We start from the raw sequence: 17,725 nt of genomic DNA, 5'->3' as shown, positions 1-17,725 counted from the left end.
TGATAGTGAGAGTTTTCCTGCCTCGCAAGGTCTCCCATAGCATTGTGAAATTTGTGGTTAGATTTTGGGCGAGAACAGTGATTCTTTCCACAGGTAGCAAAGTGGAAGTTGTGGGGAAAGAAAATTTGCCTGAAACTAATAATATTTGTTTTGTCAGCAATCATCAGGGTTTATTTGACATTCCGCTTATTCTTGGCTTTTTAGGCAAGCATACCGGTTTTGTGGCTAAAAGGGAACTTTTTAAAGTTCCGGTTTTACGCCAATGGATGAGAGAAATGCCCTGTACTTTTATTGATCGGAGAAATCCCAAAAAGGCAATGGAAACGATCAAAAAGAGCGCAGAACTTATTAAACAAGGGAATCCGCTGGTTATTTTTCCGGAAGGGACACGCAGTAAAAGTGACACCGTAGGCAAGTTTCATTTGGGCAGTTTAAAACTTCCTCTTCTGGCAGAGGCAGTTATTGTTCCTATAGCCGTAAAAGGTAGCTGGAGAATCTACGAAACTGACCACAAAATTCACCCCTCTTCCGTTAAATTGAATATTTTACCTCCCATTTTGCCCACGGATGCCATTTACACAGATAAACAAGCACTTGCCAACTATTTACATTCTGCAATTTCAAACGCTGTGGCAGAAATGTAATTGACATTCTATCCAGTAGAGGTTAGATTTATGAGAGGGTATGTTGGCGATTGTAAATATATTCACCAGAGGGTAGTCGGAGCTTGCCACAGCTCCGCAAAATAAAGCACAAATCATTTTCCAGTTCTCTTTTGGCATTCAACAAACTTTTTGGCAAACTGCAAGCTTATAACCCATTCATTTCCAGTGCATCAGTTGCTTATATCTGCCCCTCTTTTCTTACCATTTTCCTATTATTTCCCTACTGACAACCGCTATGTATCTCGTAACCAACCCGTATCGTTCTCGTATCTGATACGGGTTGGTTACAGGAAAATTATGAAAAGCGTTTCAGCAGGCAGCGAGGAAGGGACAGAGGAAATTTAGTCAACCAATTGAGGGGTTTTCAGTTACCATCTGAGGACTAACAATTATAAAAAGTTCACTCCTTCAGGAATGGGAGATTTTGGTGTAGGCGATAAACAGTGCTTTTCCTCCGAAATAACCTGCGGCTGCTTGCACGAGATTAACCGGTAAATCCGTTATGGCTACTGCCAAACCCAAATTGGGAAAAAGCCAGCAACCGACAAAATAACCGACGATCATAATGAGAACTGCAAAAGCAGGATACAGATTTTGCTGCCATTTCCTGCCCGGTTTTGCCAAGCCAGCGACCAATCCTTCCAGACCTTTAACAATAAGAGTTATGGGTGCAAAAACGGGAAAACCGATTAAATCGGCAAGCGCGGAGCCAATTCCTCCGGCAATCAAACCGGTTTTCCAGCCAGCAAAAAGTCCGCTGAAGATAATAACTACATCGCCTAAATTGAAATAACCCCCACCGGGGACCGGGATACGCACCAGAAGCGTAGCAACCATTACCATAACTGTAAGTCCTACAATAATATACCATTTCATTTTGTCTCCTTTGTCAGGTGTTTTATTCTATTTCATTTGTGGGGTTGGAAGCGGGAACTTTATGGCAATGCCAGATGCGTTCATCGATCATTTCCCCCTTCAAGATTGCTTCATTGATCACATAAATAATGAGCGCCAAAAGCACGATCAAGCGTTTCCGAAATTTTCTTGGCAAAGATGCAGACCTGGTTTGTTCGCTGGGAATGCAGTCCACAAACAAACACAAATCGGAATAGGAAGAGAAAGCAAGTTTATAAAGTATCTTACCTAAGATAACATATTTCAATTTTTCTATTCCCCAAGGAATATCTAAAAAGGAATTTAACTGTAGCCAGTTTATTAAGACCTGGATGAACAGTAAGCTGCTGATAAGTAAAGTAGTTCGGGTTAATCCATAATGAATCCATTCTGCCCGGCTTTTACCAATTTGGAAAACGGCAAAAATTACATAAACGCTAACTAACAATAAAACAAAAGGTAAGAGATGCAAAATTTTTTTTATTATTCCTTTTACGGAAAAAGACCAACAGCTTAGCAGAAATATTACACCCAGCACAATGAATTGAATGGTTTCATCTTCCAAATAAACGATGCAAAAGAAGATGAAAAACAAAATTAACGATAGGACAACTAAACCTAATCTATACAGTGGTTTCATATACCTTACTTAGCGTGGGTGTAATAACTTGAAAATTAATCTCCGTAGCCATTTGAGCAGATAATGCGGAAGAATGATCACAGAAAATGAGGCAGAACGGGAACTTATTCTCGTTCAAATAGTTAAAAATAAGGGGAAGGTGGCGGTTTTCATCCACAAGGCAATAAACCGGGCGAGGTTCTTGAGCGTATGTTTCCGATAAATTACTTAGCAAATACTGCAGGCAATCCAATTCTCCATTTAATTTCAGCTCCGGTTTATAAAAAGCGGAATGCGATTTGATGGCATACGCTTGTAGGTGAAAAAGCTGCTGTAAATATAGTCGGTAACACAAGTCCTTTTTATTATTTATGGCAGGCAGTAAAGAATGTCTGATAAAAGAGCTTTTGCCGCTACCATTCTCTCCTTGCAAATGATAGATCTTGCCGGGCGTAAAATTTAGTTTGTGTTCGATTAACAAACTAAAAGAGCTCCAGCAGAAAACCTGTCCTGAGGGTATTTCAATCATCTTCTGTGTCCATAACTATCTCTTTGCCGCTATTCTGGATGATTTCTTCAATGGCTTGTCGGCGTTTAGGGTACAGGGATTGGGTTAAATTTTGGAACCGAATTTTGCGGGCAGGAGAATAAATTGCCAAAAGTGCCATCAGAATTACTTTCTGCCCTCCCGAAAGTTCATTAATCTTATACATTTTATTCAGGGCTTTACCCGTGATTTTTTCAAATTGGGAAAAAAGCTGATTAGTTGCCGTTTCATCCAGATTGTAAATAAGTAGTTCGTCTCTTAATTCGTCACAAGATATAAGTGGAATTTCTGCATCTGCCAATAAAAAGTCCTTATGAATCATTAAAACTCCAAAAGCAACTGGCGGAGAGTCAGGGATTCGAACCCTGGGTACCTGAAATAGGTACAACGGTTTTCGAGACCGTCCCGTTCAACCGCTCCGGCAACTCTCCTATTATGGTTATAATTTGCGTTTAATACTGAAAAAATCCTTTAGCAGTGAGGAACATTCATCTGCCAAAATACCGCTCACTACGGTAGGATGATGGTTAAAACTTTTATCTTTCAGAACATTGTAGATGGAGCCAACTACTCCCGCTTTGGGGTCTTTGGCGCCATAAACGATAGTTCCCATTTTACTTAAAATAATCATTCCAGCACACATCAGGCAGGGTTCTAAAGTTACATATAAAGTATAGTCGTAAAGGAACCCAGGTTCTGAAGCAAGAATTTTGTCAATAAGCAGTTTTTCACAATGTGCCAAAGGATTGGCTAATTGACGGCTACGATTATGCTCTCGTAAAACAATGTTGCCATCTTTAACTAAAACTCCCCCCACTGGTATTTCATCTTCTTGGGCTGCAATTTTGGCTTCCAATAATGCTTCTTTCATAAAAATATAATGATCTTGTTCAGAAAAGCAAATCATGGTTCAGTGTAAATAACTAATCTGGCTGTTTTAACTTTCTCGCTTAACCATTTTTCAAACCAGTCATCAGGAAGAGTTTGTTCGTAAACGGCTTTAATGCGTTCAAGGTCAATTTTGGTTTTAACGGGACGAAAATTGATCACTTTGGGAACGATAATAACTTCATCCTGAATGAGTTGCGGTTGTTTTGATTTATCGAGATATGCTTTTGCTGCCTGAAAATAAATATTGGTTAGCGGTTTTCCAGCCCAAGTGGAATCTATGGTTACATTATCTAATTTAATCAGTTGATATGGTGCAGGAAAATCAGGATTGGCAATCCACTGTTGAACTACCTGCTTATTCTGGCTAATTCTCCGTTCGCGGCTAAGCTCTGCAATTATGTTTTGGCGAACTTCTTCCAAGCTTTGATAGTTTTCGGTTTGCTTTTCCACTACTTCAAAAATGATCCAATCGGAAAGTTCAGCCGAAAATAGCGGTTCAATAATATCGCCGGGTTTTGCACTTTTTAAATATTTAAGTAATTTTCCCTTGATGTCAGAAGCGGGAATAAGTAGTGAATCCGGCTTCATCGGAGGTGTTAAAGTATAGTTTAGATCAAATTCTTCCGCCGCTTTTTCCAGCCCAAGGTTCAAAGCCAGTTTCATAATTTGTTTTGCTTTGGTTTCCGGAGCCAGTAAAGATTTGGCTCCCGGTAATGCTTGCACTACGATTGTGTTATAAAGAGTGAGGGTTTTGGTGCTTTGCATTTTTTGATATAAAACATAGCCCTTTTCATAAGGAATTGGTTCACTGCACATTCCGTTTTCCAATTCACCAATGGCATTAATAACTTGAGCTGGCAATGCATCCGTTTTTTGGTAGCCATTATCAGTAAAACTGGCGATAACGGATTTTGAATCAAGCGTGTTTAAAACATCTTTAACTTCTCTGCCTTGGGAAAGTTCGTTGTGGATAAATTCTGCCATTCTTTTTGCTTCGGTAAGATCGACGCTGTCTGGAATGACGGGAACAAAACAATAACCCAGCCGATAATATAGCCGTAAACTGTATTTATCCAAATTTGCTTGGTAGTAAGAGCTAATTTCGGCATCACTTAAAGATATTTCTGTGGTGGAAGGATCAAATATATATAGTTCCAGGTCTGCATTACTGGCAATAATTTCAGCTACTTGTTTACGGACTTTGGAGGTTAGCATTTCTTTTTCCTGCAGTGCTTTTTGTAATTTGGCATTGGGAATTAGATATTCTTGATAGTGGTTTCTAAGCGCAGTTAAATTTTCCGGTTGATCGGTCATCAAGGATTGTAGATAGAGTTTCTTATTAAAAACGCCATCTGTCTTGAAGCGGGGAGAATTGATAATATGCTCAGGAATGGAATTGGAAAGAGTATCCAAAACCTCGGTCATACTTGCCGAAATGTTATACTTATTATAATAGTCCTTCAAAATGATCGCCTTGGTAATATTGCGCCAGGTATCGTCATATATTTTTTGTTTCTCTTCTTTGGTAGGAGTTCTGCCCGTTTGATAACCAAAAATAGAATAGTGACCTCGGTAGGAATTATAAAAATCCTCCAGAGAAATCTCCTTTCCGTTTACTGATCCTGCAATGGTTGCCGTATTTTGGGCACAGGAAACCAGGCATAAAGCTCCCAGCAAAGTAAGAGTGGTAAAAATCAGGAATCTTTTCATTTTTCTCCCAAAAGTTTGTTTTGTATTTTTTGCAAATACAGCCAAGCATCTACCGGTGCAAGGTTATTGAGCTCAATTTCTTTTAGCTCGTTCAAGATTGGATCGTTCTCGCTGGCTTTATCGGCTAATATTTCAAAGATATCAATTTGTGGAATTTCTTTGTTTAACTTCTTACGAATGGTGGCAGTTAAACCCTGAGGGCTGATTTCGTGTTCTTCCAGGTTTTTTAAAATTTCTTTGGCGCGGCGAATTACTTTTTCCGGAATGCCTGCCAAGCGGGCAACTTGAATCCCGTAACTTTGATCTGATCCACCTCTTTCTATTTTGCGGATAAAAATCATTTCATCATTCCATTGTTTTACTGCCACATTGTAATTTTTGATGTCCGGATATAGATTCTCCAATTCTGTAAGTTCATGATAGTGAGTGGCGAAAAGGGTTAAAGCGTGCTTATATTTCTGAATGAATTCTATAATAGCCCAAGCTAAAGATAAACCGTCAAAAGTAGAAGTGCCGCGTCCTATTTCATCCAGTAAAATTAGAGAATTGGAAGTGGCGGAATTAAGAATGTTGGCGGTTTCAATCATTTCCACTAAAAAAGTGCTCTGCCCTTGTGCCAAATTGTCTGAAGCGCCCACTCTGGTAAAAACGCGATCAAAAATGGGCAGAGTCATTTGACCCGCAGGAACGAAACTACCCATCTGAGCTAAAATAACTAACAGCCCCACTTGTCTTAAATAGGTTGATTTTCCTGCCATATTGGGTCCTGTAATTATGGCAATCGTGGTTTCCGGATAATCCAAATGCGTGTCATTGGGAATAAAATTATCGCTATCCATCAATTTTTCTATCACTGGATGCCTGCCTTCGTCGATATGCAGTTCTCTTGTGTCCGTAAAAACTGGGCGGCAATAATGATTCTGCCAGGATAAAAAGGCAAGGGACGATAATACATCCAGTTCGGCGATGATTTCACTTAAATTTTGAAAACGCGGCAAGGACTCAGCCAATTGTTGACGCAGGTCTTTAAAAAGTTCATATTCCAAGTTTTTAATCTTCTCTTCGGAAGATAACACTTTTGCTTCAAATTCCTTTAAGCGGGGAGAAATGTAGCGTTCGCTATTGGTTAATGTTTGCTTGGGTATATAATAATCGGGAACTTTACTTTTATGAGCGGAGCCGATCTCTATATAATAACCGAAAACGCGATTGTAACCAACTTTTAAATTGTTGATGCCTGTTTTCCTACGCTCATCGTCTTCCAAACGAGCTATCCAGCTTTTGCCATCATAAATGATATCCAGCAATTCATCCAGTTCAGGATTATATCCCTTGGCAAAAATGCCTCCATCGGTTATGGTGATGGGGGGATTTTCACTGATGGCTTTTTCGATGAGCGAAATAATATCATCAAAACTGCCCATATTATTTGTCCAAACAGCAAATTGAGGATGTTCAAAAGGGCTTAGCTTGCTCTGTAAAATGCGGGCAGAATAAAGATAGGACTTTAAGGCAACCAGTTCGCGCGGATTTATTCTTAAAGAACCTAAACGAGTAACCAGACGGGTAATGTCTCCTATCTCTTTTAAAATTATGCGCAGTTCTTTCAGATGGCTGCTTTTATTGATTAAGGATAGAATTATGTCCTGACGCGTAGTGATTTCTTTTAGATTCAAAAGAGGATGCAATAGCCATTGCTGTAAAAGGCGTGAACCCATGGGAGTCATTGTTTGATCAATCACGGAAAGCAAACTTCCATATTTTGTGCCATAACGCAGGGAACGAATTAGCTCCAAATTTCTTCTGCTGATTTCATCCAGCTGCATATATTGAGATAGGGAGTAATACCTTAAAGAAGTGATATGATTTAGGGGAGAAGTATATAATGATTGAACATAAGCTAAAGCGGCTCCTGCTGCCGTAGCTCCCAAAGTTTTGTTATGCGCTCCGTAGGGCTCTAAAGTAGTAACTCCGAAATGTTTTTTTAAAGTGGCAATTGCCTCCTGCGGTTGAAACTGCCAGCTATCAAAAACAGTGAGGGAAGGCATTTTTTCCAAAGGGAGTTGCTTGATGAAATCTGCAGTGGTGGAACTATCTACAATTAATTCTGCCGCATTAAATCTTTGCAATTCGTTTACTAACTCTTCTTTATTCAATTCCGTAAACAAAAAATCACCGGTGGAAATATCCAGATGTGCCAAGCCGATTTTACGCTGAGGATCAGTATAATATACTGAAGCCAAAAAAACATTGGCATTGCTTTCCAGAAAGGTCTGATCTAAAACTGCGCCGGGAGTGATAATTTCGGTAACTTCGCGTTTAACCAGTCCAACTGCTTTTTTGGGGTCTTCGGTCTGATCACAGATAACTATTTTAAGCCCTGCCTTGATCAGTTTATCCAGATATGTATCTAATGAATGATAAGGAAAACCAGCTAAAGGCACAGGATTATCGTCATTTTTATTACGCGTGGTAAGCGTGATATTCAAGACCTTGGAAGCAGTATTGGCATCCTCAAAAAAGGTCTCGTAGAAATCACCCATTCGAAAAAGAACCAATTTATCCGGATGCTTTTCTTTCACGGCATAATATTGTTTCAGCATCGGAGTTAGTTTGTTCTCTTCCATAATCAGTATGCAACGAGGAAAGAATTTATATTGTTGGAAGCAAGCAGATCTTTCGTTTCTTCCGCTGTAGTTCTATCGGCAAAAGATCCACAAACGACTATCCAGCTTTTTTTCCCATTATTGGTTTCTTCATAATAGGAAGCAGGAATATTTAAAAGACGGATGTTGACAACTAAACGATTGGCATTGCCTTCTACGGAAAATCTTCCGGCTTGGAGCCAGAAACCTTCTTTGGGCTTTGATTTTAGCTTTATGGAGCTATTTTGTCCGCTGGTAGGTTTATTGTCGGAAACTGGATTGGTGGGTGCCGTTTCGACCTTTTTAACAATATTTAAAGTATCGGGGGATTCTTCTGAAATTATGGGAATCTTTAATGGTGCATAGGGATATAGAAAACTGATGTTTACATTGCGATGTTTGTTTCCAATTTCTAAAAGGCGGTCTTCTATCTGAAAAGCAACTTGAGAATCTTTATTTAATTCAAATCCTTTTTGATATGCTTTCACGGCATCATTTATTTTATCGCTAAGCTCGTAAGCATACCCCAGCCGATAATAGAAATATTGTTCATCCAGATCAGTAAATTTGGCATTTTGTAATTTAAGAAGGGTTGTAACGGCGCTATATGTTTTATTTTGAGCAAGATAACAATCTGCCGTTAAATAGTAAGCTGATTCACTATATTGGCTATGTGGTTCCTGACGCAAATAATTGTCACAATAGGTAATTGCGTCAGTATAATCATCTTGCCACCAGGCACATAAAGCAAGCCAATAAAAGCGTTCTACGAGGTCTGTAGAAGATATTCTATTTAAATATATGGTCGCTTCAGCAATTTTGCGGTCCAGAATATACATTTTAGCCAATTCCAGAAGGGACTTCTGAGCGTATGGACTATTTGGATACTTTTCTATCAGCCATTGGTGTGCGGAGATTGATTCTTCCGTTTTTACTTTTAACATAGCGTTGTAAAAACTCAGGCAGGCGCTTTCTTCATTATTGGCGGGTTTCAGATTGCTGATGCTTTCCGAAAGCTCATCCAGTTTTCCGTTATTGTATTGACTATCCAGTTCCTGAAATTCTTTTCTGATTGCTGAAAGTGTATAAGTCCACCAACCCATCAAGATAATGATAAGCAAAATCCGCTTAACAGTCGGAAAAGGGGAAAAGGTCATCAATTGCTCATTGAAGTAAGAAGTTCTTCGTTGGTTTTAGTTACCTGCATTTTTTTGCGTAAGGTCTCAATTCCTTGAATGGGGGAGATGGTCTTCAAATATTTACGCAGGACATACATTCGGTTCAGTTCATTTTGTGACAAAAGTAATTCTTCGCGTCGGGTTCCGCTTTTAACTAAATCAATGGCAGGATACAATCTCATATCACTGATGGAGCGGTCTAAAACAAGTTCCATATTTCCCGTTCCCTTAAATTCTTCAAAAATAACCTGATCCATTTTACTGCCGGTATCAATCAAAGCGGTGGCTATAATTGTTAAGCTTCCTGCTTCTTCCGTTTTACGAGCTGAACCGAAGAATTTTTTGGGTTTAATTAAACCGTTGGCATCAATTCCACCGCTCAAAACTTTTCCACTGGAGGGAGTAATATTATTATAAGCTCTCGCCAAACGCGTGATGCTATCTAAGACAATTACTACATCCTGACTTAATTCCACCATCCGTTTTGCCTTCTCCAAAACCATTTCACTCACGGCAGAATGATTTTTGGGTGATTCATCAAAAGTGGAACTGATCACTTCTCTATTACCTGGCTTGAGGATTTTTTTCATTTCCGTAACTTCTTCCGGGCGTTCATCCACAAGCAGAACAATAAGAAATACTTCAGGATGATTGCTTAATATGGCATTAGCAGTATCTTGCAATAATGTTGTTTTTCCCGTTCTGGGAGCTGCGACAATTAAACCGCGTTGCCCTTTTCCGATCGGAGTGAATAAATTTATTATGCGTGTGCTATAGTTATGCTGATCAAATTCCAGATTTAAGCGTTCCGTAGGATAATAGGGAGTTAATTCGTCAAAAGAACGCAAATTTAACATACAATTTGGTTCCAGATAATTTACTGCCTCCACGCGTAGCAGAGCATAATATTTTTCTCCCTCTTTAGGACTGCGAACTGGTCCGCTAACCATATTTCCGGTTTTTAGTCCAAATCTTCTGATTTGGGTTAAAGACACATAAACATCGTCACGGCCTGCGTTATAATTATTTCCCGGAAAGCGTAAGAAGCCGAAACCATCTTCCATTATTTCCAAACAACCAGTTACAAAAGCAAGCCCTTCTTGCGCTGCCTGAAATTCAAGCATTTTAAATATTAGTTCAGTTCCTTTATATTGTGTATAGCTGGGCAAACCGATTTTTTTTGCCAAGCGGGATAGTTGAAGTTGATTCAAGCTAAACAGGTCTTCTTCAAATAGCATTAGTTATCTCCTTTTTCTGTAGTTATGTTATGCATTTATTTTTCTTTTTTATATCCGGTAACAGCCAAACGACAAGCATTGGCAAAACCGGTTTCTGCTATCCGATTCATAATATTTTCCCCTTCTGCAATCAAAGATTCTGCATTCTCAATTGTTTTCAGGCGTTTCATTATATCCTGACAATTTTTCAGCAGGGCAGCAGAATTTTTGCCCGGATCATCTACGGGCACATAGAAATCTGCTATGTGAACATTTTTCAGGGGCAGTTGTTTTATTATCTCTTGCAATTCTTTCCGAGTGAATGTTTTTTGATGAAAAGTGCCTAACAGCCGATCAACGGACGCAACCCAATGATGCATTAAAATATGTGTTTCCTGAGCAGGGGTTTGATCTCCGTCGCAATACATTTCCGTTATCAACATCAAACCCTTTGGTTTCAAAATTCTAAGCATTTCGCTTAAGACATTGTCCCTGTTTTGAATATGGTGTAAGGCATCGGAAATGCAGACAGTATCAAAATAGCTGTCTTCAAATTGCATATCTTCTAAGTTCATTCGGAATATTTCAATGTTATTTTCCGGAAATATCTTTTGAGCATAATCCACACATCTTTGCGATGAATCCACTCCAATAATTTGCGTATATGATTTCAGATGTTGTTTTAAGGTAGTAATAAAGTCACCTTTTCCGGTTGCAGCATCTAAAACGATTCCACCATCTACTTTGGATAAGATTTTGATGATTTCGTTCATAACAGAATTCCTCAGTTTGTTTTCTTAATTTGGGATTATTTCTCTCTGATTGTGCAGTTCTAAGGACTGCAGTTTATCTTTCATTTACATAAACTATTATTTTAGAAAGCGTATTTTCCGTCAAGTATTATCTTTCACGGGGATATTTAGATTGGGTAAATGACGAATTAGATTGCGGTAATGTTTCCGAATGGTAGCTATAAACTTTGGTTCTTTGTAGTTGGCAAGTGTTTCCAATGTCTGTTTTCTGCCATATTTATAATAATCGGCAGCTTTATGAAAAGCGAAGGGATGACCATTGGGCATACCAGCTTCGATAACAATATCAGGACTGAAAGTGGCAATGTCTCTGATTGCCAGATATGCTTGATTTTGCAGAACAGAATTGAATAATATCTCGGTTCTGCCAAACCGCTTTGATTTCGCTATATCGCCACTGTTTAAATTGATGAATTCAGCAGTTTTGGATGTTTCGGGCAAAACATTTACGGCTATTACTTTATCTTCCGATAGCAAAGAAGAAAAAGCGACAGGCAAAGGATGTTCAATACCTCCATCAATAAAAAGATACTGATTTAATTTATACGGGGCAAAAACAACTGGTAAAGATGAAGAAGCTCTCATTGCATCTGAATAAAGACCTTTATTAAATAGAATCGTGCTTTTGCTGATTAAATCGTAAGCACAGGCAATGAAAGGGATCCTTCCTTCTTCTATTCTTTTGCCTTCCGTCCAGTTCTGAAACATCTTCAGTAAAGACCTTCCATCAAAGATACCATTGATAGTTCTATCTAACTTCAAAGGTGAAAATAAGCCAGGGTTTTTAAAACTCCTGGCTATTTGGTAAATTTCAGCGGAATTTAAGCCCGCGGAATATAATCCACCAATTATGCTGCCCATACTGCTTCCAATAATGCCAGTAATATCATATTCTTCTTCCAGAACACTTAATACGCCTATATGTGCTAACCCTAAAGCAGAACCGCCACCTAAAATGAGAGTTGCTTTTTCTTTCATTATTTGGTTTCCTGTTATTTTTTCATACCATCAGCAGTAGGATAGCTATTAGGTCAAGTTATATTTAGGGAGGGAGATATACGAAGTCGAGAAGTCGAGAAGTCGAGAAGTCGAGAGGTCGAGAAGTCGAGAAGTCGAGAAGTCGAGAGGTCGGGAGGTCGAGAAGTCGAGAGGTCGAGAAGTCGGGAGGTCGAGAAGTGAAAAAACAACACTAAGAGAAAGGGGCATTACTAAATTTTCTCGACAAAATATCTTGCCTCAAGATATAGGTTTTGAGAGCGTATGGAGTAAAATTTAAATTTGCCCTACCATCATAATGGTATATTTTTTAGAAGATAGGCATCTATTCCATCAGTGAGAAATATAGCTTACAGAAAGGATGCGAAAGCAACATCAGACAGTCAATCTTCTTAAAAAATTCGGAGCTTTGACAAGCTTTGCCTACATTGATTACAGGAGAAAAGTAATGATAAAAGTGGAAAACCTAAGCAAGTCATTTATGAAAAAAGATGGCTCAAATTTCTATGCCGTGAATAAGATCAGTTTTGCAGCAGGAGATGGAGAAACTGTTTGTTTATTAGGTGTGAACGGAGCTGGGAAAACAACTACAATGCGTATTCTTTCCACTGTGTTTCAGCCCTCGGAAGGAACAGCAGAAATTCAGGGCTGGGATATTAAAAAACATCCCGATAAGGTAAGAGAAAACATTGGCTTTCTTTCAGGCGATACAGGACTTTACAATCGTTTAAGCTGCAGAGAGTTCATCACCTATTTCGGGCGTCTTTACAGCATTGAGGATAGCGCAATTGCCCAACGGATAAAAGAGATGGCTAATTTGCTGGATATGAATGAATTTTTGGATAAGAAGATAGAATTCCTTTCCTCAGGGATGAAGCAAAAGGTCTCTATCGTGCGTTCCATCATTCATGATCCACCGGTAATGATTTTTGACGAACCGACTGCCGGTTTGGATATTTTAACTGCCAGAAACATTGTCTCTTTCATCCGTGATTGTAAGCAGAGAGGGAAGTGTGTTTTATTTTCCACGCACATTATGCGAGAAGCGGAACGCTTGGCAGATAGAATCGTTATGATTCACAAAGGCAGAATTTTAGCCGAGGGAACTTTGGAACAATTGCGTAACATATCTTCCCAGACCGATTTGGATGATATATTTGTTTACTACATCAATCAATATACTGATGAACAGGAGTTAAGAGCGAATGAATTTTAAGCATACCCTAACTATCTATAGAAAAGAGCTGATGGAAGTTTTGCGAGATAAGCGAACCATTTTCACCACTTTCATCCTTCCCATTATATTGTATCCACTTATTATCGTTGGTTTTAATTCGGTTATGATGAGGCAAACCAAGGTTTTGGAAGAACGCGGAGCCACAATTGCCGTGCAGGATAGTGTAAATAATGAAATTTCACACCGCTTGATTAAAGATTTAGCCAGTATCAAAAATTACACTTATGTTCCCTATGACAAAAACACGCTACAGCACTATATGAATAAAGATATTCAGAGCATCGTTACCATTTGTGATTCTTTGGGGAGCGACAATACGCAATTCTTTAAGGTCTTTATTACTTATGACAAATCTAAAGATCAAAGCAAGATTGTATTTGACAAGCTTTCCGAGCAACTCTCCAAAACGGAGAAAGAGCTGCAACAAGAGCGTTTACAAATATCAGGAATCAACCCTCATTTTTTAGATCTGGTGGATATTGAAGAGCGAGATACTTCCAGTGCTCAGAAGAAAATGGGGATGTTTTTGGGGATGTTTTTACCCTATATAGTCATAATGATGTTATTTGCAGGCGCTTCCATCGTAGCGGCGGATTTGGTGGCCGGTGAAAAAGATCGCAAGACATTGGAGACCTTGCTTGTATCTTCTGTTGGTAGAACTGAAATCGTTATGGGCAAATATCTCACGATCATAACTCTGGCTATGCTTAATATGATTGTAAACTTGTTCAGCATCAGTTTTTCGTTGCAGTTTATGCTGGCAAATCAAAGTAAGGAAATGGCGGGTGTAGCGTTACCTGTGAATGCAATGTTGATTTTGCTTATTGCAATGATTCCTTTGGCAACATTATTTGCAGCGCTGCTTGTGTCAATATCCACTTTCAGTCGCAATATCAAAGAGGCAAGAAGTTACGAGCAACCATTAATGATGATAGCTATGTTATTGGGGATGGTGAGTTTTATTCCCACGATTGAGATATCCAATTTACTGGCTTTAATTCCTATCGTTAATATTGCTTTGCTCTTCAAAGCGGTATTGATCAATGAATATGCATTGTCACATATCTTAATCACTATTTTTAGTACATTGATTTTGGATGTTATAGCCATATTAATAACGGTAAAGCTTTTTAATACTGAATCGGTTCTTTTTAGGACAGAGGAAGAGAGCGGTGGGTTGAAAGCGCTCAAAAAGAAGCCCCAAAATATCTTTAATCCCTATAGTGGAATTGTCTATTTTACCATAGCTTTAATTGTATTATATTATTTGGGCAGCTATTGGCAAACCAAAGACCTCTATAATGGATTAATCCAAACCGAGATAATCATTATTGCTCTCCCTGTTTTGATCTTGCTAAAAGTGTTAAAGCTGAAGCCGAAAGAGGTTTTACGCTTGCATAATCCTAAACTTGGCAGTTTTCTTTTGATACCTTTTATTGCCATCTCCGCTTCCATCATAGTATCTATATTTTCGCAGCTGATAAATCTTGTTTTTCCTTTTCCGGAAAAATACACAGAAGCGCTTAACCAGCTTTTTAAAATGAATGAGGCGCCTTGGAAGGTCTTTTTGGCGATAGCATTATTGCCCGGAATTTGTGAAGAACTTCTTTTTCGGGGCTTTTTAATCCGGTTTTTTGAAAAATACGGTAGAATGTGGTCCATAGTAATCAGTTCTATACTTTTTGCTGCTTTCCATCTTGATCCCTTCCGTTTTCTTCCGGTTTTGCTTTTGGGCTTTTTATTAGGTTATTTGGCTGTTCGTTCCGGGTCAGTTTATGCCAGTATGTTTTCGCATATAGTTAATAATGGTTTGGCTTTTGTGCTGGTTACTTATAGTAATTTTAGCTGGGTTAAATTTTTGGTTTCCGAAGGGGACAATATGCACTACTGGTTAATAATTCCAGCGACAGTCATTTTTGTCATATCTTTATCTGTCTTTCACAAGGTTACAGCCAAAGGAGAAAATATATGTGTGGAATAGTTGGTTACATTGGCAATCGCAATGCTTTGCCTATCGTTATTGAAGCTATTAAACGATTGGAATATAGGGGTTATGATAGTTCCGGTTGTGCTCTGATTCACAATGGCGAATTGCAGGTATATAAAAGACAGGGGAAAATTATAGAACTTGAACGCAGTTTACCTGAACCAACCAAATGTAGTGGAAATATTGCCATAGCACATACGCGTTGGGCAACGCATGGAGAGCCCAATGAGATTAATGCTCATCCGCATTTGGATTGTAAAGGAGAACTTGCCATTGTTCATAATGGCATCATAGAGAACTATAAAATTTTAAAAGAGAGATTATTAGAACTGGGGCATACTTTTGTAAGCGATACAGATACGGAAATAATTGTGCACTTAATCGAGCAGTATTTAGTTAGTGAACCAACTCTTGAAGATGCTGTTTGTGAGGCAATGAAAAGAGTTGAAGGCACTTATGGATTGGTTGTCATTTCGGCTAAAGAACCGGATAAATTAATTGCAGTTCGTAAAGGTAGTCCGCTCATCATTGGGATTGGTGAAAATGAACATTTTATCACCAGCGATGTGAATGCCATCATTATTCACACAAAACGAGTCATCTATTTGCAAGATGATGAATTATGTATTGTGAAAAAAGATAATTTTGAGATTACTACCTTGGATAAACGCAGCGTAAAACCGGAAATTTCAGTGGTGGATTGGGATATTTCATCGATAGAAAAAGGCAGCTTCAAACATTTTATGCTGAAAGAAATATTTGAACAACCAATCACTATTGAAAATGCTTTTCGGGGTAGGATAAATCAACAAATGGGCACAGCTCGTTTAGGGGGTTTGAATATTCCAGATTTTGAACTGAAGAAAATTAAGCAGATTCATCTGATTGCCTGTGGCACTTCTTTTTATGCGGCTTTAATTGGAAAATACATTATTGAGGATATTGCCCGCATTCCTGTTTTTGCCGAATATGCATCTGAATATCGTTATCGGAATCCCATCATTCCTGAAGATACTTTAGTTTTTGTAATTAGCCAATCGGGTGAAACGGCAGATACTTTAGCTGCCCTAAAAGAAGCCAAAGCCAAGGGAGCCAGAGTTTTAGGCATAACGAATGTAGTTGGCAGCACCATCGCCAGAGATAGCGATGGTGGCACTTACATTCATGCCGGCAGTGAAATTGGAGTGGCAAGTACCAAAGCATTTACTTCGCAAGTTACCATTATGACTTTACTGGCAATTCTTCTGGGTAGGATGAATCATCTCTCGCCCATAAAGGGAATGGAATATATTAAGGAGCTGGAAATTATTCCTGCCAAAATAGAACAGATCCTTGCCCTGAACGAATATATCAGAAGCATTGCCGCAACTATTAAGGATAACAAAAATGCTCTCTATTTGGGCAGAGGAATAAACTATCCCGTGGCAATGGAAGGAGCTTTGAAATTGAAAGAAATATCTTATATTCATTCCGAGGGCTATCCAGCGGCAGAAATGAAACATGGACCCATTGCTTTAATCGATGAAAATATGCCTGTGATCGCGATTGCTACCAAAGATCCGCTCTATGCCAAAATTTATTCCAATTTACAGGAAGTCAGAGCTCGCCGGGGACGCTTGATAACTATCGCTACCGAAGGCGATTCCGAGCTGGCTAAAATATCTGAAAATGTTATCTATATTCCTGATACTTTAACTGATCTGCAACCTTTATTAACTGTTATTCCGCTTCAATTGCTCGCCTATAATGTGGCAGATCTAAAAAATCTAAATATAGATCAACCCAGGAATTTGGCAAAAAGCGTCACAGTAGAATAAAACCCGTTAATCAATTTCTCCTGTTGTTATTTTGGTTCGCTATATTATCGCTTCCAAAAAGGTGGATGCTTGGTAGAGTTTTTGCAAGTGGTTGATATGGTAGCTGTTATAAATCGTTTATTATTAATTAACATTTATTTGCGTATGTTACATAACTAAATTGTCAATAGGTATGTTCGGCTTTTCACCGCTCTTACGGAATTCTGAGAAAATTACTAATTCGTTAATTTATAATGCTTTCTAAGCCGATTCTCTTACAACACAGTAACACTTCTCTAACAATGGTGTAGCTTCGCTACGGGATTGTTACTTTAGTGTAATAATTATATCAAAGAGATAAGGGAACGAGAAGTTTTCAGATTGGATTGCAGAAATAATGCTTTCAGGACTGGGTTTTAGAAACAAGGATTTCAAGATAGGACTTTAGAAACAAGGATTTCAGGATAGGACTTTAGAAACAAGGAGTTCAGGACTGGGTTTTAGAAACAAGGATTTCAGGACTGGGTTTTA

15 protein-coding genes and 1 tRNA gene are annotated in these 17,725 nt (G+C 38.7%); 4 read left to right on the top strand and 12 right to left on the bottom strand.

Annotated features, from left to right (window positions below):
* On the top strand, window positions 1-644 hold a 644-nt coding region (locus ABFC98_02615; GenBank protein MEN6444921.1), incomplete at its 5' end, for a lysophospholipid acyltransferase family protein.
* A 429-nt stretch (window positions 645-1,073) separates the two neighbouring features.
* On the opposite strand, the gene ABFC98_02610 is transcribed toward ABFC98_02615, so the two are convergent.
* From ABFC98_02610 to ABFC98_02555, 12 genes are all read right to left on the bottom strand, one after another.
* On the bottom strand, window positions 1,074-1,541 hold the full coding sequence (locus ABFC98_02610; protein ID MEN6444920.1) for an ECF transporter S component: 468 nt from the start codon (window positions 1,539-1,541) through the stop codon (window positions 1,074-1,076).
* Between the two features lie 22 nt (window positions 1,542-1,563).
* Complete coding sequence (locus ABFC98_02605) at window positions 1,564-2,199, bottom strand: transposase (GenBank protein ID MEN6444919.1); 636 nt, start codon at window positions 2,197-2,199, stop codon at window positions 1,564-1,566.
* Entirely contained in the window at window positions 2,183-2,707 is a 525-nt protein-coding gene (locus ABFC98_02600) for a hypothetical protein (GenBank protein MEN6444918.1), read from the bottom strand. Before ABFC98_02600 ends, ABFC98_02605 begins: the two co-directional genes overlap by 17 nt.
* Complete coding sequence (locus tag ABFC98_02595) at window positions 2,700-3,047, bottom strand: hypothetical protein (GenBank protein MEN6444917.1); 348 nt, start codon at window positions 3,045-3,047, stop codon at window positions 2,700-2,702. The genes ABFC98_02600 and ABFC98_02595 overlap by 8 nt, the downstream gene beginning before the upstream one ends.
* Window positions 3,048-3,065: 18 nt before the next feature.
* A tRNA-Ser gene (locus ABFC98_02590) sits at window positions 3,066-3,156 on the bottom strand.
* Between the two features lie 8 nt (window positions 3,157-3,164).
* Window positions 3,165-3,632, bottom strand: a complete 468-nt coding sequence (locus tag ABFC98_02585) for a nucleoside deaminase (GenBank protein ID MEN6444916.1) — start codon at window positions 3,630-3,632, stop codon at window positions 3,165-3,167.
* Window positions 3,629-5,326 carry a peptidylprolyl isomerase gene (locus ABFC98_02580; GenBank protein ID MEN6444915.1) on the bottom strand — a complete coding sequence of 566 codons (1,698 nt, stop codon included), beginning with the start codon at window positions 5,324-5,326 and terminating at the stop codon, window positions 3,629-3,631. Before ABFC98_02580 ends, ABFC98_02585 begins: the two co-directional genes overlap by 4 nt.
* Window positions 5,323-7,953, bottom strand: coding sequence for a DNA mismatch repair protein MutS (gene mutS, locus ABFC98_02575; protein MEN6444914.1), 2,631 nt, complete (start codon window positions 7,951-7,953; stop codon window positions 5,323-5,325). Before mutS ends, ABFC98_02580 begins: the two co-directional genes overlap by 4 nt.
* A gap of 2 nt (window positions 7,954-7,955) precedes the next feature.
* A complete protein-coding gene (locus tag ABFC98_02570; protein ID MEN6444913.1) occupies window positions 7,956-9,128 on the bottom strand; it encodes an SPOR domain-containing protein in 1,173 nt (390 codons plus the stop codon).
* The gene (rho, locus tag ABFC98_02565) at window positions 9,128-10,387 is read right to left on the bottom strand and encodes a transcription termination factor Rho (GenBank protein MEN6444912.1); all 1,260 of its coding nucleotides are present in this window, start codon (window positions 10,385-10,387) and stop codon (window positions 9,128-9,130) included. Before rho ends, ABFC98_02570 begins: the two co-directional genes overlap by 1 nt.
* A 35-nt stretch (window positions 10,388-10,422) precedes the next feature.
* On the bottom strand, window positions 10,423-11,139 hold the full coding sequence (locus ABFC98_02560) for a class I SAM-dependent methyltransferase (GenBank protein ID MEN6444911.1): 717 nt from the start codon (window positions 11,137-11,139) through the stop codon (window positions 10,423-10,425).
* 120 nt (window positions 11,140-11,259) lie between these two features.
* A complete protein-coding gene (locus tag ABFC98_02555) occupies window positions 11,260-12,156 on the bottom strand; it encodes a patatin-like phospholipase family protein (protein MEN6444910.1) in 897 nt (298 codons plus the stop codon).
* A gap of 466 nt (window positions 12,157-12,622) precedes the next feature.
* Between ABFC98_02555 and ABFC98_02550 the strand changes: the two genes are divergently transcribed.
* Genes ABFC98_02550 through glmS form a run of 3 tightly spaced genes read left to right on the top strand, consistent with a single transcriptional unit; the run spans window position 12,623 to window position 17,215 of the window.
* On the top strand, window positions 12,623-13,390 hold the full coding sequence (locus ABFC98_02550) for an ATP-binding cassette domain-containing protein (protein MEN6444909.1): 768 nt from the start codon (window positions 12,623-12,625) through the stop codon (window positions 13,388-13,390).
* Window positions 13,380-15,392, top strand: a complete 2,013-nt coding sequence (locus ABFC98_02545) for an ABC transporter permease subunit/CPBP intramembrane protease (protein MEN6444908.1) — start codon at window positions 13,380-13,382, stop codon at window positions 15,390-15,392. Before ABFC98_02550 ends, ABFC98_02545 begins: the two co-directional genes overlap by 11 nt.
* Window positions 15,380-17,215, top strand: coding sequence for a glutamine--fructose-6-phosphate transaminase (isomerizing) (gene glmS / locus ABFC98_02540; GenBank protein MEN6444907.1), 1,836 nt, complete (start codon window positions 15,380-15,382; stop codon window positions 17,213-17,215). Before ABFC98_02545 ends, glmS begins: the two co-directional genes overlap by 13 nt.
* Window positions 17,216-17,725: the final 510 nt, after the last annotated feature.

This window comes from Candidatus Cloacimonas sp. (genome assembly GCA_039680785.1).
Taxonomy (GTDB): Bacteria; Cloacimonadota; Cloacimonadia; order Cloacimonadales; family Cloacimonadaceae; genus Cloacimonas.
This window is presented reverse-complemented; position numbering and strand designations above follow the sequence as displayed.

Excerpts from the sequence above, each read along its gene's own strand:
- ABFC98_02555 (MEN6444910.1), bottom strand. The coding sequence starts at position 12,156 with ATGAAAGAAAAAGCAACTCTCATTTTAGGTGGCGGTTCTGCTTTAGGG.
- ABFC98_02580 (MEN6444915.1), bottom strand. The coding sequence starts at position 5,326 with ATGAAAAGATTCCTGATTTTTACCACTCTTACTTTGCTGGGAGCTTTA.
- ABFC98_02605 (MEN6444919.1), bottom strand. The coding sequence starts at position 2,199 with ATGAAACCACTGTATAGATTAGGTTTAGTTGTCCTATCGTTAATTTTG.
- ABFC98_02600 (MEN6444918.1), bottom strand. The coding sequence starts at position 2,707 with ATGATTGAAATACCCTCAGGACAGGTTTTCTGCTGGAGCTCTTTTAGT.
- ABFC98_02560 (MEN6444911.1), bottom strand. The coding sequence starts at position 11,139 with ATGAACGAAATCATCAAAATCTTATCCAAAGTAGATGGTGGAATCGTT.
- glmS (MEN6444907.1), top strand. The coding sequence starts at position 15,380 with ATGTGTGGAATAGTTGGTTACATTGGCAATCGCAATGCTTTGCCTATC.
- rho (MEN6444912.1), bottom strand. The coding sequence starts at position 10,387 with ATGCTATTTGAAGAAGACCTGTTTAGCTTGAATCAACTTCAACTATCC.
- ABFC98_02545 (MEN6444908.1), top strand. The coding sequence starts at position 13,380 with ATGAATTTTAAGCATACCCTAACTATCTATAGAAAAGAGCTGATGGAA.
- ABFC98_02570 (MEN6444913.1), bottom strand. The coding sequence starts at position 9,128 with ATGACCTTTTCCCCTTTTCCGACTGTTAAGCGGATTTTGCTTATCATT.
- ABFC98_02550 (MEN6444909.1), top strand. The coding sequence starts at position 12,623 with ATGATAAAAGTGGAAAACCTAAGCAAGTCATTTATGAAAAAAGATGGC.
- ABFC98_02610 (MEN6444920.1), bottom strand. The coding sequence starts at position 1,541 with ATGAAATGGTATATTATTGTAGGACTTACAGTTATGGTAATGGTTGCT.
- mutS (MEN6444914.1), bottom strand. The coding sequence starts at position 7,953 with ATGGAAGAGAACAAACTAACTCCGATGCTGAAACAATATTATGCCGTG.
- ABFC98_02585 (MEN6444916.1), bottom strand. The coding sequence starts at position 3,632 with ATGATTTGCTTTTCTGAACAAGATCATTATATTTTTATGAAAGAAGCA.
- ABFC98_02595 (MEN6444917.1), bottom strand. The coding sequence starts at position 3,047 with ATGATTCATAAGGACTTTTTATTGGCAGATGCAGAAATTCCACTTATA.